Origin of the sequence: Pseudomonas sp. SG20056 (assembly GCF_031764535.1) — a bacterium.
Lineage (GTDB): Bacteria > Pseudomonadota > Gammaproteobacteria > Pseudomonadales > Pseudomonadaceae > Aquipseudomonas.
This window is the reverse complement of record NZ_CP134499.1, coordinates 1,875,287-1,901,199: the sequence shown is the minus strand read 5'-3', so window position 1 is coordinate 1,901,199 and position 25,913 is coordinate 1,875,287. Positions and strand designations below refer to the sequence as shown.

25 protein-coding genes are annotated in these 25,913 nt (G+C 56.8%); 11 read left to right on the top strand and 14 right to left on the bottom strand.

The annotated features are described in order from the left end of the window. Nucleotides 1-59: 59 nt before the first annotated feature. Nucleotides 60-554 carry a SprT family zinc-dependent metalloprotease gene (locus RHP75_RS09205; RefSeq protein ID WP_311091536.1) on the top strand — a complete coding sequence of 165 codons (495 nt, stop codon included), beginning with the start codon at nt 60-62 and terminating at the stop codon, nt 552-554. Nucleotides 555-567: 13 nt separating this feature from the next. On the opposite strand, the gene trhA is transcribed toward RHP75_RS09205, so the two are convergent. The 9 genes from trhA to RHP75_RS09160 all read right to left on the bottom strand — a co-directional run bounded on the left by trhA (nt 568) and on the right by RHP75_RS09160 (nt 12,582). Next, nucleotides 568-1,185 (bottom strand): PAQR family membrane homeostasis protein TrhA, encoded by a 618-nt coding sequence (gene trhA / locus RHP75_RS09200; RefSeq protein WP_311091535.1) that lies wholly within the window; start codon nt 1,183-1,185, stop codon nt 568-570. A gap of 126 nt (nt 1,186-1,311) precedes the next feature. Next, nucleotides 1,312-2,748, bottom strand: a complete 1,437-nt coding sequence (locus RHP75_RS09195; RefSeq protein ID WP_311091534.1) for a response regulator — start codon at nt 2,746-2,748, stop codon at nt 1,312-1,314. A 31-nt stretch (nt 2,749-2,779) separates the two neighbouring features. Beyond that, entirely contained in the window at nt 2,780-3,886 is a 1,107-nt protein-coding gene (locus RHP75_RS09190) for a two-component system response regulator (RefSeq protein ID WP_311091533.1), read from the bottom strand. Beyond that, a complete protein-coding gene (locus RHP75_RS09185) occupies nt 3,886-6,927 on the bottom strand; it encodes a response regulator (protein WP_311091532.1) in 3,042 nt (1,013 codons plus the stop codon). Before RHP75_RS09185 ends, RHP75_RS09190 begins: the two co-directional genes overlap by 1 nt. A gap of 2 nt (nt 6,928-6,929) precedes the next feature. Next, the gene (locus RHP75_RS09180) at nt 6,930-7,445 is read right to left on the bottom strand and encodes a molybdopterin-dependent oxidoreductase (RefSeq protein ID WP_311091531.1); all 516 of its coding nucleotides are present in this window, start codon (nt 7,443-7,445) and stop codon (nt 6,930-6,932) included. Between the two features lie 189 nt (nt 7,446-7,634). After that, entirely contained in the window at nt 7,635-8,816 is a 1,182-nt protein-coding gene (locus RHP75_RS09175; protein ID WP_311091530.1) for a CaiB/BaiF CoA-transferase family protein, read from the bottom strand. A gap of 85 nt (nt 8,817-8,901) precedes the next feature. Beyond that, nucleotides 8,902-10,539 carry an AMP-binding protein gene (locus RHP75_RS09170; RefSeq protein WP_311091528.1) on the bottom strand — a complete coding sequence of 546 codons (1,638 nt, stop codon included), beginning with the start codon at nt 10,537-10,539 and terminating at the stop codon, nt 8,902-8,904. Between the two features lie 39 nt (nt 10,540-10,578). Beyond that, entirely contained in the window at nt 10,579-11,409 is an 831-nt protein-coding gene (locus tag RHP75_RS09165) for an amidohydrolase family protein (protein WP_311091527.1), read from the bottom strand. 33 nt (nt 11,410-11,442) lie between these two features. Beyond that, the gene (locus RHP75_RS09160; protein ID WP_311091525.1) at nt 11,443-12,582 is read right to left on the bottom strand and encodes an acyl-CoA dehydrogenase family protein; all 1,140 of its coding nucleotides are present in this window, start codon (nt 12,580-12,582) and stop codon (nt 11,443-11,445) included. 160 nt (nt 12,583-12,742) lie between these two features. On the opposite strand from RHP75_RS09160, the gene RHP75_RS09155 reads away from it, so the two are divergent. The 9 genes from RHP75_RS09155 to RHP75_RS09115 all read left to right on the top strand — a co-directional run bounded on the left by RHP75_RS09155 (nt 12,743) and on the right by RHP75_RS09115 (nt 18,747). Next, a complete protein-coding gene (locus RHP75_RS09155; RefSeq protein WP_233684716.1) occupies nt 12,743-13,741 on the top strand; it encodes an AraC family transcriptional regulator in 999 nt (332 codons plus the stop codon). A 375-nt stretch (nt 13,742-14,116) separates the two neighbouring features. Next, nucleotides 14,117-14,395 carry a 30S ribosomal protein S21 gene (gene rpsU, locus RHP75_RS09150; RefSeq protein ID WP_311091524.1) on the top strand — a complete coding sequence of 93 codons (279 nt, stop codon included), beginning with the start codon at nt 14,117-14,119 and terminating at the stop codon, nt 14,393-14,395. Nucleotides 14,396-14,510: 115 nt separating this feature from the next. After that, the gene (locus RHP75_RS09145) at nt 14,511-14,978 is read left to right on the top strand and encodes a hypothetical protein (protein ID WP_311091523.1); all 468 of its coding nucleotides are present in this window, start codon (nt 14,511-14,513) and stop codon (nt 14,976-14,978) included. Between the two features lie 85 nt (nt 14,979-15,063). After that, a complete protein-coding gene (locus tag RHP75_RS09140) occupies nt 15,064-15,369 on the top strand; it encodes a hypothetical protein (RefSeq protein ID WP_311091521.1) in 306 nt (101 codons plus the stop codon). Nucleotides 15,370-15,577: 208 nt separating this feature from the next. Further along, nucleotides 15,578-16,120: a TonB C-terminal domain-containing protein gene (locus tag RHP75_RS09135; RefSeq protein ID WP_311091519.1), complete on the top strand. Its 543-nt coding sequence runs from the start codon at nt 15,578-15,580 to the stop codon at nt 16,118-16,120. Between the two features lie 101 nt (nt 16,121-16,221). After that, the gene (locus RHP75_RS09130) at nt 16,222-16,890 is read left to right on the top strand and encodes a hypothetical protein (RefSeq protein WP_311091518.1); all 669 of its coding nucleotides are present in this window, start codon (nt 16,222-16,224) and stop codon (nt 16,888-16,890) included. A gap of 88 nt (nt 16,891-16,978) precedes the next feature. Beyond that, nucleotides 16,979-17,464, top strand: a complete 486-nt coding sequence (locus tag RHP75_RS09125) for a hypothetical protein (RefSeq protein WP_311091517.1) — start codon at nt 16,979-16,981, stop codon at nt 17,462-17,464. A 133-nt stretch (nt 17,465-17,597) separates the two neighbouring features. Further along, entirely contained in the window at nt 17,598-18,017 is a 420-nt protein-coding gene (locus RHP75_RS09120) for a hypothetical protein (protein ID WP_311091516.1), read from the top strand. Between the two features lie 79 nt (nt 18,018-18,096). Continuing rightward, nucleotides 18,097-18,747 (top strand): hypothetical protein, encoded by a 651-nt coding sequence (locus RHP75_RS09115; RefSeq protein ID WP_311091515.1) that lies wholly within the window; start codon nt 18,097-18,099, stop codon nt 18,745-18,747. A gap of 328 nt (nt 18,748-19,075) precedes the next feature. Here RHP75_RS09115 and RHP75_RS09110 read toward each other — a convergent pair whose 3' ends face one another. The 5 genes from RHP75_RS09110 to RHP75_RS09090 form a co-directional block, all read right to left on the bottom strand. Then, a complete protein-coding gene (locus tag RHP75_RS09110; protein ID WP_311091514.1) occupies nt 19,076-20,263 on the bottom strand; it encodes a GGDEF domain-containing protein in 1,188 nt (395 codons plus the stop codon). 144 nt (nt 20,264-20,407) lie between these two features. Next, a complete protein-coding gene (locus RHP75_RS09105) occupies nt 20,408-21,790 on the bottom strand; it encodes an ATP-binding protein (RefSeq protein WP_311091513.1) in 1,383 nt (460 codons plus the stop codon). Next, entirely contained in the window at nt 21,787-22,464 is a 678-nt protein-coding gene (locus RHP75_RS09100; RefSeq protein ID WP_289240090.1) for a response regulator, read from the bottom strand. Before RHP75_RS09100 ends, RHP75_RS09105 begins: the two co-directional genes overlap by 4 nt. 63 nt (nt 22,465-22,527) lie before the next feature. Next, complete coding sequence (locus tag RHP75_RS09095; RefSeq protein ID WP_311091511.1) at nt 22,528-23,133, bottom strand: outer membrane beta-barrel protein; 606 nt, start codon at nt 23,131-23,133, stop codon at nt 22,528-22,530. A 107-nt stretch (nt 23,134-23,240) separates the two neighbouring features. Then, entirely contained in the window at nt 23,241-24,425 is a 1,185-nt protein-coding gene (locus RHP75_RS09090) for an MFS transporter (protein ID WP_311091897.1), read from the bottom strand. 363 nt (nt 24,426-24,788) lie between these two features. Between RHP75_RS09090 and RHP75_RS09085 the strand changes: the two genes are divergently transcribed. After that, nucleotides 24,789-25,787 carry an alpha/beta hydrolase gene (locus RHP75_RS09085; protein ID WP_311091510.1) on the top strand — a complete coding sequence of 333 codons (999 nt, stop codon included), beginning with the start codon at nt 24,789-24,791 and terminating at the stop codon, nt 25,785-25,787. The last annotated feature ends 126 nt before the right edge of the window (nt 25,788-25,913 follow it).

The following is a 25,913-nucleotide window of genomic DNA, read 5'->3' as shown; positions in this document are numbered from 1 at the left end:
GGCTGTGATCGCTGCGCTGCTTGGGCATAATCGCCGCCCCGATCCTGATCACCGCACTTATGTCCGAACACCTTCTAAGCCGCGTAGAACAGTGCTACCAGCAGGCTGAAGCCTTTTTCAAACGCCCCTTTGCCCGTGCCGAGGTGAGTTTCAAGTTGCGTGGACAAAAGGCTGGCGTAGCGCACCTGACGGAAAACAAATTGCGCTTCAACCCGCAGCTTTACCGGGAAAACCGCGAAGACTTTCTCAAACAGACCGTGCCGCATGAAGTGGCGCATCTGATCGCGCATCAGCTGTTCGGCCTGAAGATTCAACCTCATGGTGAGGAATGGCAACTGATCATGCGCGGCGTGTATGAGCTGCCGCCCAATCGCTGCCACAGCTATGCGGTTCAGCGGCGCACGGTTAGCCGCTATATATACCGATGCAGCTGCCCTCAGGGCGAGTTTCCGTTTTCAGCCCAGCGTCATGCCCTGGTCAGCAAAGGCCGGCGCTACTTCTGCCGGCGTTGCAAGGTGACCTTGAGCTATACAGGCGAACAGCGCGTCGAATAAGCCGATGTTGGCATTAGAGGACGTAACGCAACACCGCGACAAAGTGCATCAGGCTGCCGCCCATGACAAACAAGTGCCAGATGCCATGCCAATGGCGGAAGCGGCTGTCATAGGCGAAGAAGATGATCCCCACGGTGTACAGCACCCCGCCACCGGCCAGCCAGATAAACCCTTCCATGCCCAGGGCAGCGATCAACGGTTTGACCGCAATCAACACAATCCAGCCCATCACGGCGTAGATCACAATCGACAACACGCGCGCCTCGGAGCGTGGCTTGATCTCCTGCAGCATGCCGATGATTGCCAGCGTCCAGACAATGCCGAACAACGTCCACCCCCAGGCACCTTCGAGGGTGATCAGGCAAAACGGCGTATAACTGCCGGCGATTAGCAGGTAGATCGACAGGTGATCGAGCTTGCGCATCAGCACTTTCGCCCGCCCCTGCACGCTGTGATAAAGCGTGGAGATGCTGTAGAGCAGCACCAGGGTCAGGCCATAAATCGCCACACTGATGATCGTACGCAGCTCACCGTCCAGGCTCGCCAACACCAAGAGCCACACCGCGCCCGCGCAGGCCAGAAGCGCCCCGACCAGATGGGTCCAGGCGTTGAAGCGTTCCCCGTAATACATGTTTTCCGTTCTCAAGCTGCCCACTGGCGCGAATGCCCAGGCTTATGCCGGAAAAAAACCTATTTGACGAGCGTCACGTTAACGCCCCACACAAAGTACGGGGTCAATCACGACCTCGGCATACACTCAGGCGCGCGGCAGGCTGACGCGAATCACGCAACTCTCGCCGTCATCTTCCTGTTGCACATCGCCACCCTGAGCGCGGGCCAAGGCGCGGGCGGCGGCGAGCGGTTTGTTGCTGGACGGGCGCGCAGGTAGCAGCAGTTTCACCTGCGCCGGGCTCTCATCAATCATCACCAGGCTCAACTGGCTGCCCACGGGGCATGCCGCATGGGCGTGTTTAAGCACGCGGTAGAGCAAGGCATGGCAGAGCCCCGGATCGGCCATCACCGCCACGCTGCTGCCCAGCGCGGTTTCCAGCTGGATATCAACACCGCGATCGCCATAGCGCTGGCGCAGCTCGCCAATCAGTTCACGCAGCAGCGGATTAAGCCGGATGCTTTCAGGACGCAATTCACGCTGCCCGGCCTCAAGGGACAACTGCTCGCCCGCCAGCTCCAGCAGCTCCTTCATCTGCTGGCCGCTTTGCGTGGCCAATTGCACCTGCTGCTTCTGTACCGGATTGAGCGCTGCATCCTGTGCCAGGCTCTGCAACGCATCGGTGCATTGATTAAGCGGCTGCTGCAGATCATGGCTGATCAAATGCAGCATGTCCGCGCGCAGGGCGGCCAGTTCCAGCAACTGATCCAGGTCCGTCTGCAATTGTCGACGATGCTCGACATAACGCATCAGGTTACGCACACGGATACGCAGCAGGGTCGGATCAATCGGTTTGAACACATAGTCCACCGCACCCAGCGACAACCCCTGCTCACGAGAACGTTCATCACTCAGGGCGGTGACGAAGATGATCGGAATATGTTCCGAAGCGTGATGCTGACGCAGCCTACGCGCCACTTCGAAGCCGTCCATGTCGGGCATCATCACGTCCAGCAGGATCAGGTCCGGCGGATTATCGGAATGGCAGATAGCGATGGCTTTCTCGCCGTTGTGCGCCAGTTTCACCTTGAATTGATCGCGAAACAGCCCGGCCAGCAGCTGCAGATTCTCCGGTGTGTCGTCGACCACCAGAATGCTTGCGCGCTCCTCGCCTTGCGGCAGGCCGGTTTGAGCCAGCAGATCATCACGCTGCAGGGAACGTTGAATACGCTCCAGCAGGCGCTGGGTGGTGAATGGTTTGACCAGCAGATCGCGGATGCCCAGCTGAATCGCCCGCTGCACATCCTGACGCTGCATGGCGCTGGACATCAGCACAAAAGGAATCTCCGCCAGCGCTTCATCGCTGCGCATGCCTTCAAACAACGCCAGCCCAGTGGAGCCCGCCAGGTTCTGTTCACTGAGCACCAGCGACACCGGGATCTGCCGCAACTGCTGCAAGGCACTCGCCACATCATTGGCCTGCAGGACCTTGGCCAAGCCATGACGCCGCAACGCCTCAACCAGAGCACGGGTCAACACGGGATCGCTATCGACAACTAACAAGGTTGGGGCTTGTTCTGACATGCTGCCAACACCTCCGCTTATGCTCGAGCTCTTAAGGCTCGTCACTGTATTGCTGGGCGATCTGGGCAAAGGCGTCGCTGATCTGCACAAAGCCATCAACGATATCCGGGTCAAAATGACTGCCACGTCCCTCGCGGATGATCTCCAGAGCCTGCTCATGGCTAAAGGGCGGCTTATATACCCGCCGCGAGATCAGTGCGTCATACACATCGGCCAGGGCCATCAAGCGCGCCGACAGGGGAATCGCCTCCCCCACCAGACCGTACGGGTATCCGCTGCCGTCCCATTTTTCCTGGTGACTTAGCGCAATTTCCTTGGCGTGACGCAAAAAAGCGATGGACTCGCCCAGCTCCTGCTCCGCATGCACGATGGCATCGCGGCCCAGAGTGGTGTGGGTTTTCATGATTTCAAACTCGTCGAAATCAAGCTTGCCCGGTTTGAGCAGAATGCTGTCGGGAATGCCGACCTTGCCAATGTCATGCAGCGGCGCTGATTTGAATATCGACTGGATCGTCGCTGCGGTTAGTTCACCGGCAAACCGCGGATGGGCCTGTAGATGCTCGGCCAGGGCCTTTACATAGAACTGGGTACGACGAATGTGATTGCCCGTTTCGTTGTCACGGGTTTCCGCCAGGGAGGTAATCGCCCGAATGGTTACATCCTGAATCGCCATCACTTCACGGGTGCGCTTTTCCACTTCGCGCTCAAGGAAGGCATTCTGGTTCTGCAGAAAATCACGGGCGAACTTGAGTTGCAGCTGCGCGTGCACACGGGCCAGAACAATCGCCGGATTGATCGGTTTGCTGATGTAATCGACAGCGCCCAGGTCCAGGCCGATCTTCTCATCTTCGACAGCGGTCATCGCGGTGAGAAAAATCACCGGAATAGCCGCAGTACCAGCGTCCTGTTGCAGGCGGCGCAGCACTTCGTAGCCGTCCAGCCCGGGCATCATGATGTCGAGCAGAATCAGGTCGGGCTTGGCCTCGCCGCTGACAATCTGTAGCGCGCGTTCGCCGCTGGGTGCCAGCTTGACCTTATAGTCCTCGCGTAACAGGCCGCTCATCAGCGAGAGATTATCGGGAGTGTCGTCCACCACCAGAATTGTCGGTTTTTCCCTGCCGGCCAGTAGCCTGTCCATTACGTCGCATCCTTACCCAGTGCCGGATTGTTCTGTATCGCCGCCCGCAGAACCGCCAGGGCGTCGTCGAGAATATAACTGTTGATGGCTCGCTCAAGAGCCGAAAATCCGGCGCCCAGTACAACCTTGAACAAGGCTGCTTCCTGCTGGAACAACTCGATGGCATCGGCATCGTCATCACTGAGCAGGTATTCCAGGCGAGCCACCAGCTGACGTACACGTGGCCAGTCGATAGTACCTGCTGCGGCCTGCGTGACGGCTTGCGCGGGCAATACCGCCTGTAAGCGCGCGATCAACTCAGCGCAGTTTTCCCCTAGCGTACTGAGCTGGGCATCGAACTGGCTATCTGGCGGCCCCTGCCTGAGGTGGTCTTCCAGCACGCCGGCCTGTTCGGCCAAGCCATTGGCACCGATGGTCGCGGCAGTACCCTTGAGGGTATGCAGGGCACGCAAGGCATCCTCGTGCCGCCCCTCGGCAAGCAGACGCCGCGTCTGCTGGGCGGCATCCGCCTGCCCCTGAACAAATTTGCGCAGCATCGACTCATAGGCCGCGCGTTTGTTCAGCACACGGCGCAAGCCGCCCTGCACATCGACACCGGCAATTTCGGGAAAGCCTGCTTCGGCCTGGGCCGGTGTCAGCGCTGTTGGCGCCGCTGCGCCTCTGCTAGCCGCCGGCAGCCATTTCAGCAGCAGCGCGAACAGCTCATCCGGGTCGATGGGTTTGGCCAGGTGTGCATTCATGCCTGCCGCCAGGCACTGCTCACGGTCACTGCTCATGGCGTTGGCAGTCATGGCCAACACGGGTAAATCAGCCCAGTGCGGATTGGCGCGAATCTGCCGGGTAGCAGTCAGGCCATCCATTACCGGCATCTGCATATCCATCAGCACCAGTTGGTAATCGTTGCTGGCCAGCATATCCAGGGCTACCTGGCCATTCTCGGCCACAGCCACGCAGACCCCAGCTGCTTCAAGCAGGTCGCGGCCGACCTGCTGGTTCAGCTCGTTATCATCCACCAACAACACCTGTGCGCCCTGCAGCGGGCTGAGGTCCTGCACACTGACATTACTGGCCGGGCGCAGACTGGTGTCGCTGACGGTGTTGCCGCCCAGGGCGCGAATCGCCGCATCGAACAGCAGCGACGGGCTTACCGGTTTGACCAGTAGCAAGGCTATCCCGGCCTGCTCGGCTTCGTGGAACACTTCTTCGCGCCCATAAGCTGTGACAATCACCGGCTGCGGTGCCGGCTCGAGCAAGGCCAGCTGGCGACAGGTTTCCAGGCCGTTGATACCGGGCATTTTCCAATCGACAAATGCAGCTTCAAAGGGTGCTCCGGTAGTGCAGGCCTTGGCTGCAAGTTCCAGCGCCAGCTCGCCGCAGTCAGCTTCCGTCACCTGAAAACTCATGGAGCGCAGCAAGCTGGCATGGATATGCAGCGCCTGTGGGTTATCGTCCACCACCAACACCCGGCGGTTACGCAAATCCGGCGAGGGTTGTAGCGACAGCACTGTTTTTGGCGCAGCGACCACGCCCAGGCGGGCGGTAAACCAGAAGGTGCTGCCCTGCCCCAACACGCTGTCGACACCGACCTCGCCATGCATCAGCTCGGCCAGCTTGCGAGAAATGGCCAGGCCCAGCCCGGTGCCCCCGTACTTGCGCGTGGTCGAGCTGTCGGCTTGCTGGAATGACTGAAACAGCCGCGCCTGCTGCTCGGGCGAGAGGCCGATACCGGAGTCCTCGACCTCAAAGCGAACCCGGACGCCCTTGGCATCCTGCGCCAACAGGCGTGCGCGAATCACTACACCGCCGTGCTCGGTAAACTTGACCGCATTGTTGGCGTAGTTGATCAACACCTGGCCCAGGCGCAGGGGATCACCGATAAAACTCTCGGGCAGCTGTGGATCAATGTCGAAAATCAGCTCCAGATCCTTGGCGGCGCATTTTTCACCGATCAGGCTGGCCATGTTCTCCAAAACGGCCTGCAGCTCGAACGGCACCGACTCGACATCCAGCTTGCCGGCTTCGATCTTGCTCAGGTCGAGGATGTCGTTGATCAACCCCAGCAGATGCTGGCCTGAGCGCTGGATCTTCTCTACATAGTCGCGCTGCTTGGCGGTCAAGTCGCTACTGAGCACCAGGTGGCTCATGCCAATTACCGCATTCATCGGCGTGCGAATCTCATGGCTCATATTGGCCAGGAAGTCCGACTTCAGCTGCGACGCGCTCTCGGCCTTGGCGCGGGCGATCTGCAGTTCCTCTTCATGCTCACGCAACGTCTGGTTGGCTTCGGCCAGCTCCTGGGTGCGCTGCTGTACGCGACCTTCCAATACTTCTTCATTTTCCTGCAGGGCTTCCACCAACTTGCCTTGCGCCGCCAGCAGCTCACGCTGGGCCCGAACGCGCTGGCGCGACTGTCGCAGCATGGCGAGGCCGAACATCAGGGTGAGAAAACCTTGAAACAGGGTCAGCCCAGTGGTGACCACAACCTGAGAGCGCAGCTCAGCGTTGCGCCCATCAACAGTTCGCGCCGCCAGCTGGGCCGAGGTGTAGCCCAGCTCCTGCACATCATCCTGCAGTAGCTGCAACTGTTCCCTCAGCGAGGCGGCATCCAGCGGCGTGGCATGTCGGGCGAAGTTTTCCAGGGCAGCGTCGGCCGTCTCGATAAAGCGTTCCAGGTCCTGCAGGGTTTGCTGGTAAATCGCCTCATCGCCCATCAGGCGCCGCGCCGACTCGGTTTTGATGGTGCTAACACGACTGACGAAGATGTCGTAACGCAGCAGCAGCTCATCGATGCCAATGCTGCCCAGCTCGTCGGACGCCTGATTACGTCGCGACCTCACCGGATCAAGGATGTAAGTGTGCAGCGCGTGGTCAAAGCGCTGGTACTCGGTACTCAGCTGGGCAAAGGCCCACAACGCGTTGTCGTCACCACTGCGCATAACCTCACTGAGGTTGCGGTACTGATGAGCAAGAATTGCCCCGATTGCCAAGTACAGCAGCACCAGGCTGATGATCAACAGCCACAGCAGGCGGAACTGGCGCATGGTTATTTGATCTGCAGGGCGCGCAGTTGCCAGGCCGAGCGATTGTAGAAAGTCGCGGCCTGCAGCTCGGCTTTGCTATCGAACGGGTAAACCAGAAACAACGGGCCCTTTTCACGCACCGGCATGGGCTGGTCATTCATCAGGATGGCCACAATCAGGTCGTATTTGACGGCGTCGTTGAAAGGGATTTCGGTGCGGTAATCATTCAGGGCAATCGCGGTAATGCCCTCGCCTTTGGCACCGGCGGCGGCCAGCACATCACGCAGCAAGGGCCCCGTGAACTTCACCTTCTCGGCATACCAGGGCGTATGCGTGGTGAAACTGTGCTGCGGCAAGGCTTGCAGCATCGGCATATCGAAAACAGCCTGCTGCTGCATATTCGGCTGTGTCACCAGCCCGGAGATACGCAGCACAGCAGGACCGATGGGCTTCTCGAGCGCCAGGCTGAGGCCCGAGAACAGTAGCAATGCGCTCAGCGCAAAAGCTCGCAAGTGATAGTGGCTGGTAGACACAGGCATTCCCCTCAACATCCATTATTCGGAGATATCACGGCAAACAGCGGCACTGTCCATGACAACCATCCGCGCAGAACAGCGAATGATTCTCGAAGCGTAGAACAGATGCGCGCGATAAGCCGTGCTTGCGCCGATTAATGCATGAGATTGAGAGACAACGCCAGCCTCAATATTGATGCCCGGTGGCCTGAATCAGGCCACCACCTTGGCCGCCTTGAGCTGGGCAATCTGCTCGTCGCTGTAACCCAGTTCCGCCAGCACCTCGCTGGTATGTGCACCCAGGGTTGCGCCGATATGCCGAGGCTCAGGCAAACCGCTGGAGAATTTAATCGGGCAGGCAATCTGCGCCTGTGGGCCACTGCCCGCACGTGGCACTTCGGTAACCAGGCCGCGGGCCCTGATCTGCGGATGTTCGACTGCCTCGCTGAGGTTGAGCATCGGTTCCACGCAGGCGTCCAGCCCGGCGAACACCTGGCTCCACTCGGCAAAATCGCGCTTTTCGAACTCGATTTCGATATCGCGCTTGAGCGCTTGCTGATCCTCCGGCTTCTGCGACAGCCCGCGCGCGGCCAGCTCCGGACGGCCGATGGCGGCGCAGAACTGCTGCATAAATTGCGGTTCCAGGCTGCCAACCGAGAACCAGCGGCCGTCGCGGGTGCGGTAGTAGTCGTAGAAACTGCCGCCATTCAGCGCCTGGTTTTCCATCGCCGGCTCCACCCCGGCAGCCAGATACCCTGCACCGGCCATGCCATGCAGGCTAAACGCGCAGTCGGTCATGCTGATGTCCACCTGCTGGCCCTGCCCCGTGGCCTGACGCTGGATCACCGCCGCGAGCAGGCCGATCACCCCATGCAATGAACCACCGGCGATATCCGCCGCCTGAATGCCCAGTGGCAACGGTCCGCTGTCGCGCCGCCCGGTATAACTGGCAATACCGGCCAGGGCCAGGTAATTGATGTCGTGGCCGGCGCGGTCCTTGTACGGTCCGCTCTGGCCATAGCCGGTGATCGACACGTAGATCAGCTTCGGATTGATCGCCTTCAGCGCCTCATAACCCACGCCGAGCTTGTCCATCACCCCCGGGCGGAACTGTTCAAGCACGATGTCGTACTCGGCCACCAACTGCTTGACCATCTCCACCGCTTCGGGCTTTTTCAGGTCCAGGGCGATGCAGCGCTTATTGCGATTGAGGTAGGCATGGCTGGCCGATACGCCGCCATCATGCGGCGGCAGCACACGCACCAGATCCATACGGCTGGGCGATTCCACGCGCAGTACCTCAGCGCCCATATCAGCCAGCAGCAAAGAGGCGAACGGCCCTGGCAACAGGGTGGAGAAATCCAGCACTTTCAGTGACGACAGCGGGCCTGACATAACAGCTCCTTGGGGGTAATCGTTAACACCGATGGGTATCGCTGCGCTCAACCTCTGCGGCCCGCGCCCATCCTACGCAGTGCAGCTACTGCCAATGCAGCGGCTGCTTGGCATCCAGCTCACTGAGCTGATCGGCAAAGCGAGCTTCCAGTACGTTGCGGCGGATTTTCATGGTCGGGGTCATGCAGCCGTTGTCCACGGTCCAGGCTTCACGCACCAGTACAAAGTGGCTAAGGCGTTCATGGGGCTGCAGCTGGTTATTAAGCTGCTGCAGGGTTTGCGCAAGGTCGGCCGCCACCTGCTCGCGAGCCTGCTCACGGGCAGCCGGCGACAGTTCGATCAACGCCAGGGGCTGATCGAGGTTACTGCCCATCAGGCACACCTGCTCGACCCAAAGGTTCTTGGCAATCTCACCTTCAATCGGCGCCGGGGCGATGTACTTGCCCTTGCTGGTTTTAAAGATGTCCTTAACCCGCCCGGTGATTTTCAGGTAACCAGCCGCGTCGACCTCGCCCTTGTCGCCGGTATGCAGCCAACCATCGCTGATGGTTTCGGCGGTTTTCTCCGGGTCCTGGTAGTAGCCCAGCATCAGGCTCGGGCAACGCAGGAGGATTTCGCCATTCTCGGCGATGCGCAGCTCATTGCCCGGCATTGGCCGGCCCACGGTGCCAAAACGCACCTGCCCCGGCCGGTTGAAACAGCCATAGGCCAGGTGCTCGGTCATGCCGTAGCCCTCGCAGATGGTGATACCGATGCTCTGATACCAATCGAGCAACGCACGTGGAATCGCCGCCGCGCCGCTGACCAGAATGCGCGCACGATCCAGGCCCAGGCCTCTACGAATCTTGCGCGCCACCAAGCCGCCGATCAGCGGAATACCCAGCAACCGCGCCAGCTTGGGCTGCGGCAGCTTTTCCAGCACGCCCTGCTGAAAGCGCGTCCACAGGCGTGGCACAGAGAAGAACACAGTCGGCCGCACATGGCGCAGATCACTGGCAAAGGTTTCCAGCGACTCGACAAAGGCGATTCGCCCACCGCTGTACAGTGCCGTCATTTCCACTAGAAAACGTTCGGCGGCATGCGACAGCGGCAGATAGGAGAAATACTGATCTTGCTCGGTAATCTGCAGCTCTTTAACCGAGCGCCCACCAGCAATGGCAAAGGCCTTGGCCGAGAGCATCACGCCCTTGGGCTGACCGGTGGTGCCGGATGTATAGAGAATGCTGAGCAACTCATCCGGCAACTGAGAATGACCATCGCGTAACGGCTGATGCGCTGCCAGCAAGGCATGCCAGCCGTGACCGGCTTCGATGGTCGGGTACGGCATGGCGATTCGCATGACCTCTGCCGGAATACCCGGCGCCAGCTTGGCCGGCTCATCCAGCTTGCCGAGGAAGATCGCCTTGCACTGCGAATGACGCAGCACATAGTCGATGCTTTCCGCCGACTGCAACGGATACAGCGGCACGCTGATCAACCCGGCGAGCATGATCGCCAGGTCGGCGATGATCCACTCGGCGCAATTCTTCGCCAACAGCGCGACCCGATCACCTGGCGCGCAGCCCAGCGCGTGCAAGGCCGTGGCCATACGCCGCGCCTGATCATCTACCTGCGCCCAGGTAAAGTCATGCCACTGGCCGTTTACCGGCTGGCTCAGCCAGACCGCATCGGGGCGTTTTTCAACCCAGAGCGCCAGACGCTCCAGGGGCAGTTGATCGATCATCGCAATCCCTCGTTCTTATTGTTGTAGGTGTCACCGCGCTTAGAGCTTGAATACCCGCCGCGCATTGCCGTACAAAAACTTGGCCTCAACCTCCGCGCTCAAGCCAAGCTCCTTGACCTGGGCCATACAGCGACTGAGCGACAGCTGCGGGAAGTTACTGCCAAACAACACCTTGTCCGCTCCATAGCTCTGCATAAATTGCAGCAACTGCGCCGGGTAGTAGCGCGGCAGGTAGGCCGATGTATCGATATAGACGTTATCGTGCTTCCAGGCCACGCCGATCATCTCATCGGTCCAGGGATGGCCGATATGCCCGGCAACGATGCGCAGCTCGGGGAAGTCCAGCGCCACCTCATCCAGATAGGGCACCGGCCGCCCGGTTTCCGAGGGCATCAGCGGGCCGGTGTGGCCGACCTGGGTGCAGAACGGAATATCCAGCTCGATGCATTTCACGTACAGCGGGTAGTACAGACGATGGTTGGGCGGCAGCTTCCACAACCAGGGCACGATGCGCAGCGCCTTGCAGCCCAGCTCATTGACTGCCCGCTCCAGCTCGCGCACCGCAGCCACGGGCTTGCTCAAATCAACCGTGGCCACGCCGACAAAGCGCTCGGGAAAGGCGCGAGTAAACTCAGCCACCTCATCATTCGTACACACCCAGTGCTCCGGCCGACACCAGGCGGCGAGCATCAGTTTGTCGACGCCGGCCTTGTCCATCTCGGCCACCGTCTGCTCAGGCGTGAGGCGCTGATCAAGCAAATGGCCGGAGCCGGATTTCTCGAACGATCTCGCGACCTCAGGCATCAGCTCGCGAGTGCGGCCGCTGGCGGGTTGCGCCCAGGCGTCGATGGTCGTGGCAGTGGTGGACATAAGCACCTCCTGTTCAGTCGCGAATGCTGTAGATCAGAGCTTCATGCCACGACTGATGATCTCTTTCATGATCTCCGAGGTGCCGGCGAAGATGCGCTGGATGCGCGCGTTCGCGTACATCTTGCAGATTGGGTATTCCCACATATAACCCCAGCCGCCGTGCAGTTGCACACCTTCGTCGACCACCTTGCACAGCAGTTCAGTGGTGAACAGCTTGGCCTCGGCGGCTACTTCCGGGGTGAGTTTCTTCTCGTTGTGGTCGGTTACACAGCGGTCGACAAACACCTGCGCCACGTCGATCTGCGTGCGCATTTCGGCCAGCTTGAAACGGGTGTTCTGGAAGTGCGAAATCGGCCGGTCGAAGGCTTTGCGCTCCTTCACGTACTCAATGGTGGTCTGCAGCGCAGCTTCAGCACCTGCCACCGCGCCGCAGGCATTGGTCAGACGCTCCTGGGCAAGCATGTTCATCAGGTAGAAGAAGCCGCCCTTGGCGTCACCCAGCAGGTTGGCCTTGGGCACCTTGACGTTGTTGAAGAACAGCTCGGCGGTGTCCTGGCTCTTCATGCCGAGTTTTTCCAGGTTCTTGCCGCGCTCGAAACCCTCCATGCCGCGCTCGACCAGGAACAGGCCCATGGCGTGCTTGTTGTTCGGATCAGTCTTGGCCGCCACGATCACCACATCGGCCAATAAGCCGTTGGAGATAAACACCTTGGAGCCGTTAAGCAGGTAGTGGTCACCCTTGTCCACCGCGTTGGTGCGCATACCGGCCAGGTCGGAACCGGCGCTCGGCTCGGTCATCGCCACTGCGAGGATCAGTTCGCCACTGATGATGCCCGGCATAAAGCGCGCTTTCTGCTCGGCATTGCCGTACTCGGCGATGTAGGGGCCGCACAATGCCGAATGCAGCGGGATCATGAAGCCTGGCTCGTTAATCTTGGCCAGTTCCTCGCACATGATCTGCTCATAGCGGAAGTCCTTGAGCCCGGCACCGCCGTATTCCTCATCCGCCCAGGGCAGCAGAAAGCCCATATCACCAGCCTTCTTCCACACCTCGCGGCTGACTACGCCCGCCGCTTCCCATTCATCCTGATAAGGCACCACTTCCTTTTTCAGAAAGGCGGCAAAAGCGTCGCGGAACATAGTGTGTTCGGTATCGAAAATAAGGCGCTGCATGCGGGTGTGCTCCCTGAGCTGAAGTCGTGCAGCAGGTTAGGCCCCACGCCCCCGCCGCCTCAATGACCCATGCGCTCAGCCTGGATTGACCCAATCGCTCGACCGGCTTGTCGGCGGCGCAATGTGCTGCCTACCATCGGCGAACTTTCAAGGAGCCGTCATGCGCGAACGCACCATCGCCAGCCACTTTGTCCGCGCGGCCTTACGCGGCGCCGAACGCCAGGGCCACGACTGCACACCGCTGCTGCGCCAGCTGAGCATCCAACCAGCGCTGCTCGACGAACCGCGCGCACGGGTCGCGCCCGAGCAATTCGCCCGCCTGGTGCAACTGCTGTGGGAAAGCCTCGACGACGAATACCTGGGTTTCGGCCGGATGCGCAGCAAACGCGGCACCTTCGCCATGATGTGCTACGCGATCATCCACTGCCATTCCCTGGAAAAAGCCCTGGGCCGTGGCGCTCTGTTCTACAGCCTGTTCCCCGAAGCCCCAGCCATCAGCATCCAGCGTGAAGGCGACTGGGCGCGGCTAAGCGTGGACGACTCAACTCTGTGGGACCCTGACCACTTTCTGGTGGAAAGCCTGCTGGTGATCTGGCACCGCCTCGGCAGTTGGCTGATCGGCCAACGCATCCGCCTGGAAGAAGCCACCTTTACCTACAGCCAACCAGCGCATGCCAGCGAGTACGAACTGCTCTTCCCCTGCACCCGACGCTTTACCGCCGGGCGCACCAGCCTACTGTTCCACGCGCGCTACCTGGCCATGCCGCTGTTGCAGGATGAACGCACCCTCAAACAATTCCTCCAGCACTCCCCCGCCGACCTGCTGGCCCGCCCGGATGGCGGCGACAGCCTGATCAGCCAAATCCGCCGCCTGCTTGGCCGCGACTGCAGCAATTGGCCGGACCTGGATGCCGTCGCCCAACAACTGCACATGAGCCCACAAACATTGCGCCGGCACTTACGCGAGGAAGGCTCAAGCTTTCAGGAGCTCAAAGATCATCTGCGCCGCGACCTGGCGATTTATCACCTGGGGCGCGATGAGCTGGCGATTCAGGATATTGCCGAACAGCTGGGCTTTTCCGAGCCATCGGCGTTTCATCGGGCGTTTAAGAAATGGACGGGATTAACGCCTGGGGCTTATAGAGCGCAGGAAGGGTGAGGCTGCCGAACAGCGACAGAAATCCAGAAGGTTATGCCGTGATCAACAATCGACTAAAGCCCTGCGATTTGGATATGCAAGCTAAGGCATGCTTGCTTTGATGCGCATCGACCGCTGTGATCTCGAAACGTTTTCGACATGCCAGCTAGACAGCCGTGTAACCGTTCAGTAGCGTCTGAACATCACGACGCGTGGGCTGGCTTGATAGATGTAGCCATCATGTCGCTTTATCACCTTGTTTAGTCGCGTTCAGCATTCGCGACTCTATGCAAATCAAGTGATTACTGCATGACAAAGGACGTTATCAGACACCCTCTAGGGGTTTTATGCGACAGGAATGTCGTCTAATTATAGTTAGAAGCCAAAGAAGGACAGGTGTCAGTCCATAAAACGCCAAAAATGCCAGTGACAATAAAAATAGAGAACGACGAGTCAATTGATTTAGCGCTTAGAAAATTAAGCAGAAAAGTCAAAAGCGAAATGGATCGGCGCTGGTATAAGCGGCGTTTTGGTTACTATGAGAAGCCGTCCACGCTTAAGCGAAAGAGTAAGAAAATGAAGAAGCTTACAATCCAATCAGGCGGCACGTTATGGCTGAAAATTGGATTAAAAGAGCAATTTTCAAAAAATGGTGGTTCGGCCGCCGGTCGTTAGTCGTGCAATTGGCTTCTAACAATTGGTTCAAAGCCGTTCGCTTCGCTCACTCGGGACGGGCTAAAGCCCGCCCCTTAACCAAACGTTAGGAGCCAAATTTGGCCGGAGAAGCCGTATGCAAAAAAAAGACCTAATAAGTACAAAAATCTTGCGCTACCCAAGCGAATCAAAGCTGCAAATGTATCGCACTCTGTCCTACAGCGGCGCAGGAATTTCTCTGATTTTAATAGCGCTTCTGGCTCAAATATGGAAGCCTTCAAAAGCCCTAAACCTAACCCTATATTGCTCTGCAATAGCACTTCCGTTCTGGATACTGCTTGGAACAATCTACGAATACTATATCTTGCTCGGAAAGCAAAGCTACGCACATTATCGTTCAACAAACGCCCAAATATTTATATTTCTCGGTTACTTGGGAGGCGGAATTCCTTTACTAGTAGCTTTAGGCTCACTACTTTACTTTATCAACTCACGATCGCTCACTTTCTTCGCCCTCGCACTAGTCGCCACACTTGCCATAGCATTTGCATTTACATCTAGCCTCACCAATTTTCTCAAAGAAAATGAGAGTAATGGCTCCTAACTAGTGGTTCAAGCCGTTCGCTTCGCTCACTCGGGACCGGCTAAAGCCGGCCCCTTAACCAAACGTTATGCACTAAAGGGAAAATATGCGTTCAGCTAATCTTGTCATTACTGGCGGCATTGCTGCATTTAACACGTTTCTTGCTATTTACACCTCCCCAGTAGGCACTAGAGAACTCCATCACTGGGCAATGAGCCTGGGAATGTTCACAAGTGCCGCGTGTATCTCCTGGCTATTTTTTGCCGCAATTTTTTTATCCAAAAGTAATAACCTAAAAGGGCAGTTATTTATCTTACTTGGCTATGTATCAGCCCTTGCGTTGTGCGCTATATCTGGCGGTAGCTTTGGCGCTTTGTATTTTATAATGCATGCAGAAAAGTCGACTTCATAACCGCTTTCAAATCTACTGCCATAGTCATACTTGGCGGCTACACAATAGCCGCTGCAATATTTGGCGGGGCACTTTTTTATCTTAAAAAACAAAGATCACTACCACAAAGCGCATAACAACTGGTTCAAACCGTTCGCTTCGCTCACTGGGACGGGCTAAAGCCCGCCCCTTAACCAAACGTTAGACTCAACCTTGGAACTTGTGTGTCATGAAACTATGCGTAATCGCTCTAATTATTTCTTACTCATTGCTGTCAGGCTGCAATTCCACAGAAACAGTTATAAATACCAATCAGAATGAACTAGCAGTTAGTACGCCTGTTCAAGTACAGGAGATTTCGCCTCAGAACTCATTTCCAGCTGAACCGGCAGAGTCGAAGAAGCAACGTGCCCTTAGAGAGCTTTTATCCGAGGACTTCACCTATCAGCAAACGCATACTTTAAATACTAACAACCCAGAAGACTTGTTTACACTCTATACAACCAAAATATTTAACAAATTTACAATACCCAAAGACATAAAGCCTGAAGCGCACCTTATCCTTGACGTTCAAATGAGCGCTGACGGTAAAATTTCATCAATTGAGATAGCCCAGACTAGCGGTGAATATCAATTCGATAACTCAGCAATTTTGGCAATACGTAGTATTGGCATATTCAGTGAAGTAAAAAACCTTAGCGAAGCTGACTATAATAAATATTTCAAATTTCATAAAATTAAATTTAGCCAACTTATACAATCGGGCAACTAATAGCGCATAGGTCAACAACTGGTTCAAATCGTTCGCTGCGCTCACTGGGACGGGCTAAAGCCCGGCCCTTAACCAAACGTTATGTATTACAAGGAAGCTCCATGGCATTTTCGGACGAAACTAAATTAGCAATAAACAATTATCTTGACGCCCATCTTGCAGATTGGAACTGGCACAAAGAGCGATTCGACTTTATTACAGATACAACATTGCGGGATCGGCTTGCAGATGAGTTTATTTCTGCCAGGTATGTTTATAAGCTCCTCGAAGGCCTATCAGCTGACTCATGGCTATTACGGGCACAGATTCGTCTCCAAGTTCTATCGTACGCCTCAATTTATGAAGCAGTAATCCATCATATATTGTTTGAAAATTTATCTTCAAATCCTGACGTTCAGTCACTCACTGAATTCAAGATGAAGAAAGTCATTTCTATTCCAGCAGCAAAACAAGCAATACTAAAAGGCGCTCTTGAACACGATGGGAAAGAAATAATACCTACATATGAAGGCATCGGAAAAACCGATGTCACGAAAGTCAGATTTGACCGAAAAGCAGAATGCGCTGAAAAACTAGGCCTAATTGACGAGTGGCTCAAGGATGAAATCATTGAATTCTATGAAGCCCGAAATTCAATTCACATTCATGCTGAAATAAGAAAGAGCCTTGACTATCAACTGGATTTATCCAAGCGAGCATATATGCGCATGGAGCCATTTGTAGAGCAAATCAAGAAAAATCTTCCTGATGTACTCGCAAACCATACATAACAACTGGTTCAAACCGTTCGCTGTGCTCACTGGGACGGGCTAAAGCCCGCCCCTTAACCAAACGTTATGCGCTCGGATAAGCTGACAAATGTATATATTTTTAAGCTCTGAATTTAAGTTTACCGAGAACCCAAATAAGCATTGGCTTAAAGAGCGACTGTATAAGGAAGATTACTCCTATTGGAATCAAGGAGGGAATGGAGAAACTATTCTTTTTAAAAATCTTCCCTCCTACAAAATATGGATAAAAAGCACAATAATTTACAAGTCAAAAGAACGCACTTATAGAGTTGATCCTTTTACTCCCTGGGTGGTCATGCAGCAACCAGAAAAGGGATTGTTCTTTATACTGGTGGGCGAAATGACGCCATATTTTGGAAAAGCAGTCGATTGTGAAGATTTGGCTATAGGAGAATGCGGAGGGAATCCTGCGCCTATTCCAAGGGCGTGCCTGACAAATAAGGATGATGCACTAAAAATATTATGTTCCTATGTAAATGGTGTGCCACTCAACAATAACTTTACTTGGGTAAAATATTCGTCTCTCCCAATCGATTGGGAGAAATTCTATTAGAAATCGCATAACAAGGCCGTCAGCGCGACGTCAAACTTTCGCAGAATTTCGCGCATGGCTTCGCCATTTTATGCGCTACACTCTGCTCCCGGTTCGGCGCGCGTTACAGCAACGTTATACCTCGGAGGCTATCGTGTTTCTTCTCAAAGATAGAGAATTTGAAATCTACGAGGCAAATATGCATGGGAAGTTCCTGAAAAATGAACTCCATTGTTACCTAGAGATAACCACAAAAGAAATTGAATTCGAAGAGTCTAACTGGGCACCATCACTAAGTCATCAGGATTTGATTCTAAAAGCGAAGTCGCTGGAAGATCTAGATGGGCTTGTGAGCGAGTGGTCATCGGAAAACAATCCTCACCCAGAAGTAGGAATACTGAGCGTGTTTGGCCACGCCAAAACAAATAATAATAATAAAATTACTTTTGGCATTGCATCGGGACAAGAACTCAACTTTATCTGGTCAGGCACGGGAGATGTAATGTGGGATTCAGAATTTGGAAGCGATGTTCAGTTTAATGTTTCAGGAAAACTCAAAATCACAATCGTATAACAATTGGTTCAAATCGCTCGCTTCGCTCGCTGGGACGGGCTAAAGCCCGCCCCTTAACCAAACGTTAGGTTTATTTTCTATGCATTCCTTCCGCTCTAAATTTAAAATAGCTTCTCTCGCCGCAGTACTGCTTTTATCAGGCTGTGCTCAAACACCTGTTACCAATATCGAACCTATTTCACCCGAAACTATAGATCCAATAAAAAGCAAAATACTTGGCAGGTATGCTCTTATTGTAGAATCTGAAAACATGCGGGGCATTTACCACTCAACCTCAACAGCATGTGCATTATATGACTTCCCTTATGATGTAAGCGAACCTTACACAAAGCTTATACATGAGACACTGAAAGCATCTCTTCAATCAGTAGAGTTAGTTGGCACAACAAATAATTTCAACCCAGAAAACTATGACGCAGTAATTTTAGTAACCACAACCAGCATGAAAACAAAATTCAACATAAAGAAAAGAATATTTACAACTGACGCCATTGCATTCAGCAGCATAATCTCCAACATAAAAATCACACTTGAAAATAAAAAACAAATCCATGAAGAGTTTAATGCCACAAGAAACTATACAGGCCCGCTAGGGTATGTTTGCTCTAAAGTTCCGGAGGCAATGAAAACTTCTATTGAACACAGCAGCCATGAGACCGCAATTGCGATACTAAAACTTGTAAGAGCCACTCTCTGGGAAAATATTTCCAGTGAAAGCCCCTCTCTATAGCCTTGATATTGAGTGGCACCTAACTAGTGGTTCAAGCCGCTCGCTTCGCTCACTCGGGACCGGCTAAAGCCCGCCCCTTAACCAAACGTTACATAGTTCATGAGTTCCTATACGGCAGCTTCACGCCCGAATAGCCGCATCACTAGTAAGTCTGGCGATTACCAAAAGGGGCGAAACCCAAAGTCACCACGCTCATAACCTCACAGTCGAAAGCCCGAAAAAAGCCAAAAACAGCAAATGCTCGCGGCTAAAGCCTCTTCCACATAGCCAGCGTGTAGCGCTGTAAAACCTCTTGCCGCTCGAACGCTAGGCACAAACACATCACCGTTTAATCGATTTCCACACGATTACGGCCACTAGCCTTGGCCCGATACAGCGCCAGATCCGCTCGCTGATACAGACTGGCGGTTGTATCACTGGCGTTGCTGAAGCTCGCACCCAGACTGGCGGTCATGACCTGCGCGGGGTTCTTCAGGTGCTCAATCGCCAGTTCTTCGCAGATTTTCCGGCGGATGCTTTCACAGGTACTGGCCAGGTAGGCGCTGTCAGGGTGGCGCAGCACCAGGGCGAATTCCTCACCACCCAGACGCGCGGCAAAGTCTAGGTCGCGGCGCGGATGGCTGGCCAGCACGCCAGCAGTGCGCTGCAAGGCAAGATCGCCGGCTGGATGACCGTAGTAATCGTTGTAAGCCTTGAAGTGGTCGAGGTCGAGCATGATCAACGCGATGCGCGTTTGCTCACGCTGGGCCTCCTGTAATGCACGCTGTAGCAACAGATCAAAACTACGGCGGTTGTAGAGCTGGGTCAGGCCGTCGGTATCGGCCATGGTTCGCAGATCGCGTTTGGTTAGAAACAGCACGCGCATTGAGTGCTCTTGGCAGTAACCGGCCGTTGCGGCTGCAATGGTTGCCACCACCAGGTAGGTCAGCGAAACCAAGTACTGGACGCGTGGCTCGACCGAAGTGGTCAACTGTAATGCCAGGCCGGTACATAACAGCGTAGCGATGCCCAGGTAGAGGCTGTTGCGGTAGCTGTAGCCGATGGGTACGAAGATCACCATTTGGATCAGCATCATGCCCTCTAGGCCATAGGGCAGCTGCATCTGCTCTAGGCCCTGGTGATATATCAGCGTCACCAGCAGCATACCCAAGCTAAGACAGCCAAGGCCGATAGGTATCCAGCGATAGCCAGTGGCAACATCTGGAGACTTCAATACCCGATAGGCAGCAAACACAATAATCAGCAACGCACACAGACGCACCAGCATGACCGGCAGGGTTATCGGGTTGGTGCCAACGCTGTAGAGCAACAGCAGATCAAAGGCGAAGAAGGCCAAAAAACTGGCAAGCAGTAAGCAGATAGCCACGCGCCGGGTTTGCCGGTAGCTGCGATAAGAGAAATCACGGTATTCGGCCTCAATTTCAGGCACGAAGCGGCGTAAGGCAAAACCTGTTGCTAACCGATTTACAGCGGCGACGTGGTGCTGGGCAACGGCTGATTCAGCTTGAGACGGCATGGCTGACCTCGCAGCGAGCCTTGTCGGCTGGCCTATGGCGAAGGTTTAAGGAAGTTTCACTAACGCTGACAATAGCCGACCAATACGCGTACTAGAGCAATTCATCTCTGCGCTTCTGCCACTGCGCATCCACACGGGCTTGTTTCAGTCGCTAAACCGTACACGAAAGCTCGCGCCGCCCAACGCCGAATCCTCCAGCAGTAACTCTCCGTCGTAGCTTTCGATGATGTCTTTAACTACTGCGGTGCCGATGCCTTGCCCCGGGTGCTGAGCATCCAGACGCTCGCCACGGCGCAGGATGCGCTCACGCTGATCAGCCGGCACGCCTGGGCCGTCGTCTTCGACGCAGAGTTCAAGCCTGTCGCCCTGCTGGCGCACGCTCACACGCACCTGGCCAAGGCACAGGCGGTAGGCGTTTTCCAGCAGGTTGCCGAGCAACTCCAACAACGCGCCGCGTTCCATAGGCAGGTGCTGCTCGCTGGCAAAATCGCGCAGCATCTGGACCTGCTTGTCGCGGTAGACCTTATCCAGTGCACCGCAGAGCGTATCGAGTAAAGGCGCCAAGTGTGTGCTGTGGCGGATCAAGCCGCTTTTGCGCAGGCTGGCGCGCTGCAGTTGATAGCCGATTTGCTGGCTCATGCGTTCAATCTGCTGTTGCAGTACCTGCGACTGTTCGCGGTTCTGTGGCTGTTTATCGATCACTTCCGCCACGCTTTGCAGCACGGCCAAGGGGGTTTTCAAGCTGTGGGCCAGGTCATCCAGAGAATGCCGGTAGCGTTCACGTTGCTGGCGTTCACTTTCCAGCAGGCGGTTGAGTGAGCCGGTCAGGCGCAGCAGCTCACGCGGGTGTTCTTCGCTCAAGCCGGCACGGGTGCCAGCCTCTACTTGATCCAATTCGGCGCTAAGCCCGCGCAGGCTGCGAAAGCCCCAGGTCAGACCGAACCACAGCAACCCAAGCAACACCAGCAGCGCGCCACCGAGCCAGAGGTAGAGCTGGCCCATAAAGCCGTCGTACATGGCCTGGTAATCACTGGCCGGCTGCATGGTCACCACGCTGAAGGCGGCGCTCTGTCCACGCAGCAGATCGATCTCCACGTCGTAGACAAAGAACTCGTGGCCTTGAGCATCGGTGATGCGCACAAACTCGTGACCACGGCCGTCATAGCGCGGGCGGTAGCTAACGCTTTCATCCAGCGAGGAGCGCGACTGCCAGACCAGCGTGCCCTGGCGGTCGTAGATAAAGCCCAACAGCTTGGCCTCCAGCGTGTCGAATTCCTCAGCCGGCAGTTTGTCGGGCATGCTCAATCGGCCCTGCTCGTTACGCGCGGCAGAAACCAGCCCGGCAGCGTCCGAAGCCAGACGTTTTTCGATGGACTGCTCCAGGGCAATCACAAAGGCGCCGCGCAAGACCGGCAGCAGCGCCAGCATAAACAGCACGGCCAGCACCGCCGTGCCGAGCATCAGACGCAGACGCAGGGACTCACCGCGACGGCGGGCGGCCGGTTTGCTCAACTCGGCCTCGCTCATCGGCAGCGCTCGGTAAACAGGTAGCCTTGGCCGCGCACGGTTTCGATAGGCTTGAAATCCAGCTGACCTTCAAGTTTGCGACGCAGGCGGCCGACCAATACTTCGATCACGTTGGGATCGCGCTCTTCGTCATCCGGGTAGAGCTGCTCGATCAATCGCTCCTTGGCCACCACCTGCTGCTGGTGGCGCATCAGGTATTCAAGAATGCGGTACTCGTAGGCTGTCAGTTGCAGGGCTTCGCCATCGAGCAGCGCCTGTTTGCGGTTGAGGTCGAGCAGCAGCGGCCCGGCGGCAATACTCGCCTGGGTAAAGCCCGAAGCGCGGCGCAGCAAAGCGTTCAGGCGCGCTTCCAGCTCTTCAAATTGAAAGGGTTTGACCACGTAATCATCGGCACCGGCGGCCAGGCCTTCGACCTTGTCCTGCCAGTTGCCACGGGCGGTGAGTATCAAAATAGGGAAGCTTTTGTCCTGACTGCGCAACTGGCGAATCAGGTCCAGCCCGCTCATACCTGGCAGGCCGAGATCGATCACCGCCAGGTCATGGTTGTATTCCGCAGCGCGGTACAGCGCTTCTTCGGCATTGGCCACGGCATCGACCACATGGCCCTGCTCACCCAACCGGCTATAGAGATGGTGACGCAGCAGCGCTTCATCTTCCACGACCAACAGTTTCATCCTGCACATTCCTCCAATAAAGCAGCCGGGCATGCTGCCCGGCCCTTTTGGCCTATCTGCTGATTAGAACTTGTAGTTGGCGCCCAGGTACAGCTGGCCACTGCTGTGCAGGTCCAATGAGCCGACCTTGCCTGCGCCGTGTGGCGCCATTTCCGTGCTGGCATTGGTGCGCAGGTAGCGGTAGCCGGCTTCAATCGAGGCATTTTGGTTGATGTCTTGCAGAATGCCAGCCTGCAGGCCGAGGGCAAAGCCGATATCGCTGTCACGCTTGAAGCCTTTGCTCTCCTGCTCCAGCTTGACCAGGCCGGCGGTGGCACCACCGAACAGTTTGGTGCTGTAGTCGCCGATGGGCAGGAACACATCGTAGCTACCCAGCAGGTTCTGCTGACGTAGCTTGTTGCCGCTATCGCTGTCCGAGACATTCTCATAGGTCATGTAGTAACGGTTTGTCTCGCTGACCTGACCGGCACGCACGCCCCAGGTGCCAGTGTCGTTGATTACTTTGTCGAGCTTGGGGCTGTTCAGGTTGCTGTTGAGCGCGCTGGATTTCTGGATGTTGTTGTCGGTCTGCCCCCAGGTCAGGCCAACAAAGTTGTCGCCGGCATTGGCCGCAGCCGCAGCGAAGGTCAGGGAAGTTGCCAGGGCCAGTTTGCTAAGAGTGCGGTTCATGGTGTGTCCTCAGTGGTTAGTCGGTGTTGCTTAACTCGAGGTCCATGTTGCCTACCCCAAGCTGAACGCCCACTGAACCCATGCTGAACAAACCCTGAACGACCCTCTTACAACTTGCGTGCACTGACTCCCGCAGCGACAAACAAAGCCGCCAGCACAGCCAACATCGGCAGCCAGCCCGCGTGCTCCCAGATATACCCGGCGGCGTAGCCAATCACGCTGGAGCCCAGGTAATAGGCGCACAGGTACAACGCAGATGCCTGCGCCTTAGCACCGTTCGCGCGTTGCCCAACCTGGCCGCTGGCCACCGCATGAGCAGCAAAGAAACCCAGGGTGAACAAGGCCAAACCCGCCACCGCCGCGCTTAGCCATGGCGTGGCACACAGCGCCACACCCAGCAGCATGATGCCAATACCACCGAGCAGAACCTGGCGCGCGCCCAAACGTGGCACCAATCGCCCTGCCCAACCGGCGCTGACGATACCCAGCAGATACACCGTAAACAGCAGGCCGATCAGACTGGACGACAGGTTGAACGGCGCCGCCGCCAGGCGAAAGCCAACGTAGTTGAACAGCGCGACAAAGCCGCCCATCAACAGAAACGCCAGGAGAAACAGGCGACGCAACTCACCGTTGCCCAGGTGCATCGCAAAGTTGCGCAGCAGGCCGCGCAGCGACAGCGACTGCGCGGTGAAATGCCGCGACGGCGGCAGCAGCCAGACAAACAGCCCCAGCGCCAGCAAGCCCATGCCGGCAATCCCGGCCAAAGCCAGCGGCCAACCGCCTAGATCACTGAGCAAACCGGCTAGCAGCCGCCCAAGCAAGCCACCTAAAGCAGTGCCGCCGATATACAGCCCCATCGCCGCCGGCAGCGCCGCGGGGTCGAACTCCTCGCCGACATAGGCCATGGCCAGCGCCGGCAATCCACTCAGCGCCAGGCCAAGCAAGGCGCGCAGCCAGAGCAGATGATCCCAGCTATCCACCAGCGCGCAGGCAATCCCCAGCAACGACGCCAGGCCCAGCGCCGCCGCCATCACCGGCTTGCGCCCCCAGCTCTCGGCCAGCGCGCCGGATACCAGCAGGCAGATGGCCAGGCTCAGGGTGGTCAGCGATAACGCCAGGCTGCTGCCTGCCGCCGATACGGAAAAATGCGCGGCCAGCAGCGGCAACAGCGGCTGCACGCAGTAGAGCAAGGCAAAGGTGGCAAACCCGGCGCAGAACAGCGCCAGGGTTGCACGCCGGTAGGCGGGAGTACCGCGCATCAGGTGCGCTGAGGAATTGGCAGCAGGCATCGGCAGGCTCACAAAAGGCTCTAAATCGGCCGTTCCGGCAGATTAGCACGCAGCCAGCCGGGCTGGTTTTGCGCGCTGTGCATAGCCGTTGTGCGTACTGGAGCAGCCGCTTAGCGTCAAAGCCATTCGTCACCCATCCACTGCAGTTTTTTGTTCCACCTGGGCGCTGAAGCTAGCCTGACTAACAGGCGAGAAAAGGCGCAATCAGAGCCCGCGATACAGCGCCCCCTGCTTGGCATTTCTCACCACCTACCCAGTGATTTCGGCACGCAAGCCGACTGGGCCTTATCGGCTCAGATACGCCAGCCAGGTCGTATACGCAGCGCATGGAGCCACTTGTGCAACAGACAAGGAGTACTCGCGATGAACGACTTTGTAGTCAGCGCCCGCCGTGTCAAACAAGCTGCGTTCGATGCCGAACCCGGCCCCTCACATATGCTGCTGGTGCCTGCGGATGCCAGCGAACCCATCCCCAAACACGGACGCATGGGTGAAAACTGGGTCAAGGCCTGGGTGCAACAGTTACTGGCCGAGGCCATCTGGGGCACGGATGAGCGTACAGGCGCCGAGCGCGGCGACATCCTGGTCTACGTGCATGGCTACAACAACAGCGCCCCTGAAGTACTCAAGCGCCATCGCCAGTTGCAGAGCGACCTCAAGGCCCTGGGTTGGAAAGGCGTTGTGGTGTCGTTCGACTGGCCCAGCGACAACAAGACCGTCGGTTACCTGGAAGACCGCCACGACGCCAAGCTCAGCGCGATGCAGCTGGTTACCGACCTAATTGCCCTGCTGGCCGCCAAGCAGACCCCGGATTGCGCAGTAAACACGCACATTCTTGCCCACTCCATGGGCACCTATGTGGTGCGCGAAGCCTTCGATGACGCCGACGATGCACGGCTGGAAAACAACAGCTGGATGATCAGCCAGCTGTGCTTTATCGGCTCCGATGTCTCGGCCTCATCGTTGAGCCAGGGCCATGCCAGCAGCGACTCGCTTTACCGCCACTGCACGCGCCTGACCAACTACTTCAGCTTTGGCGACAGCGTGCTGAAACTCTCCAACGTCAAACGCGCCGGCGTGGCACCACGCGCAGGCCGGGTGGGCTTGCCGGACAACGCACCGGACTCGACAGCCGATGTCGACTGCACCGCTTACCATCAGCTGCTGCTCAGCGATAAAGCCATGCAGGCCCGCGATCAGCCACAGGGCTTTCTCGGCAGCGAAGACCACTCCTGGTACATCGGCAACCGCGTGTTCACCCGCGACCTGTTCGAAACCCTCAAGGGCGATCTGGATCGCAGCATCATTGCCGCGCGCGGCCGGATACCAGGCAGCAGACGTTTAAGCCTGGTGGGCAAATAGCACAGGGTTTGGAGCGTTAGACAGGCAGCGCGACGGCTCGCAGGGTGGCGGCCAGGGATAGCCTGCAAAAAAAACGGGAGCCCAAACGGGCTCCCGTACTCATTCTCAGAGAAATGCCGGAACAAG

Coding starts and splice junctions, on each gene's coding strand:
- RHP75_RS09205 (WP_311091536.1), top strand. CDS start 60: ATGTCCGAACACCTTCTAAGCCGCGTAGAACAGTGCTACCAGCAGGCT.
- trhA (WP_311091535.1), bottom strand. CDS start 1,185: ATGTATTACGGGGAACGCTTCAACGCCTGGACCCATCTGGTCGGGGCG.
- RHP75_RS09195 (WP_311091534.1), bottom strand. CDS start 2,748: ATGTCAGAACAAGCCCCAACCTTGTTAGTTGTCGATAGCGATCCCGTG.
- RHP75_RS09190 (WP_311091533.1), bottom strand. CDS start 3,886: ATGGACAGGCTACTGGCCGGCAGGGAAAAACCGACAATTCTGGTGGTG.
- RHP75_RS09185 (WP_311091532.1), bottom strand. CDS start 6,927: ATGCGCCAGTTCCGCCTGCTGTGGCTGTTGATCATCAGCCTGGTGCTG.
- RHP75_RS09180 (WP_311091531.1), bottom strand. CDS start 7,445: ATGCCTGTGTCTACCAGCCACTATCACTTGCGAGCTTTTGCGCTGAGC.
- RHP75_RS09175 (WP_311091530.1), bottom strand. CDS start 8,816: ATGTCAGGCCCGCTGTCGTCACTGAAAGTGCTGGATTTCTCCACCCTG.
- RHP75_RS09170 (WP_311091528.1), bottom strand. CDS start 10,539: ATGATCGATCAACTGCCCCTGGAGCGTCTGGCGCTCTGGGTTGAAAAA.
- RHP75_RS09165 (WP_311091527.1), bottom strand. CDS start 11,409: ATGTCCACCACTGCCACGACCATCGACGCCTGGGCGCAACCCGCCAGC.
- RHP75_RS09160 (WP_311091525.1), bottom strand. CDS start 12,582: ATGCAGCGCCTTATTTTCGATACCGAACACACTATGTTCCGCGACGCT.
- RHP75_RS09155 (WP_233684716.1), top strand. CDS start 12,743: ATGCGCGAACGCACCATCGCCAGCCACTTTGTCCGCGCGGCCTTACGC.
- RHP75_RS09145 (WP_311091523.1), top strand. CDS start 14,511: ATGCAAAAAAAAGACCTAATAAGTACAAAAATCTTGCGCTACCCAAGC.
- RHP75_RS09140 (WP_311091521.1), top strand. CDS start 15,064: ATGCGTTCAGCTAATCTTGTCATTACTGGCGGCATTGCTGCATTTAAC.
- RHP75_RS09135 (WP_311091519.1), top strand. CDS start 15,578: ATGAAACTATGCGTAATCGCTCTAATTATTTCTTACTCATTGCTGTCA.
- RHP75_RS09130 (WP_311091518.1), top strand. CDS start 16,222: ATGGCATTTTCGGACGAAACTAAATTAGCAATAAACAATTATCTTGAC.
- RHP75_RS09125 (WP_311091517.1), top strand. CDS start 16,979: ATGTATATATTTTTAAGCTCTGAATTTAAGTTTACCGAGAACCCAAAT.
- RHP75_RS09115 (WP_311091515.1), top strand. CDS start 18,097: ATGCATTCCTTCCGCTCTAAATTTAAAATAGCTTCTCTCGCCGCAGTA.
- RHP75_RS09110 (WP_311091514.1), bottom strand. CDS start 20,263: ATGCCGTCTCAAGCTGAATCAGCCGTTGCCCAGCACCACGTCGCCGCT.
- RHP75_RS09105 (WP_311091513.1), bottom strand. CDS start 21,790: ATGAGCGAGGCCGAGTTGAGCAAACCGGCCGCCCGCCGTCGCGGTGAG.
- RHP75_RS09100 (WP_289240090.1), bottom strand. CDS start 22,464: ATGAAACTGTTGGTCGTGGAAGATGAAGCGCTGCTGCGTCACCATCTC.
- RHP75_RS09095 (WP_311091511.1), bottom strand. CDS start 23,133: ATGAACCGCACTCTTAGCAAACTGGCCCTGGCAACTTCCCTGACCTTC.
- RHP75_RS09090 (WP_311091897.1), bottom strand. CDS start 24,425: ATGCCTGCTGCCAATTCCTCAGCGCACCTGATGCGCGGTACTCCCGCC.
- RHP75_RS09085 (WP_311091510.1), top strand. CDS start 24,789: ATGAACGACTTTGTAGTCAGCGCCCGCCGTGTCAAACAAGCTGCGTTC.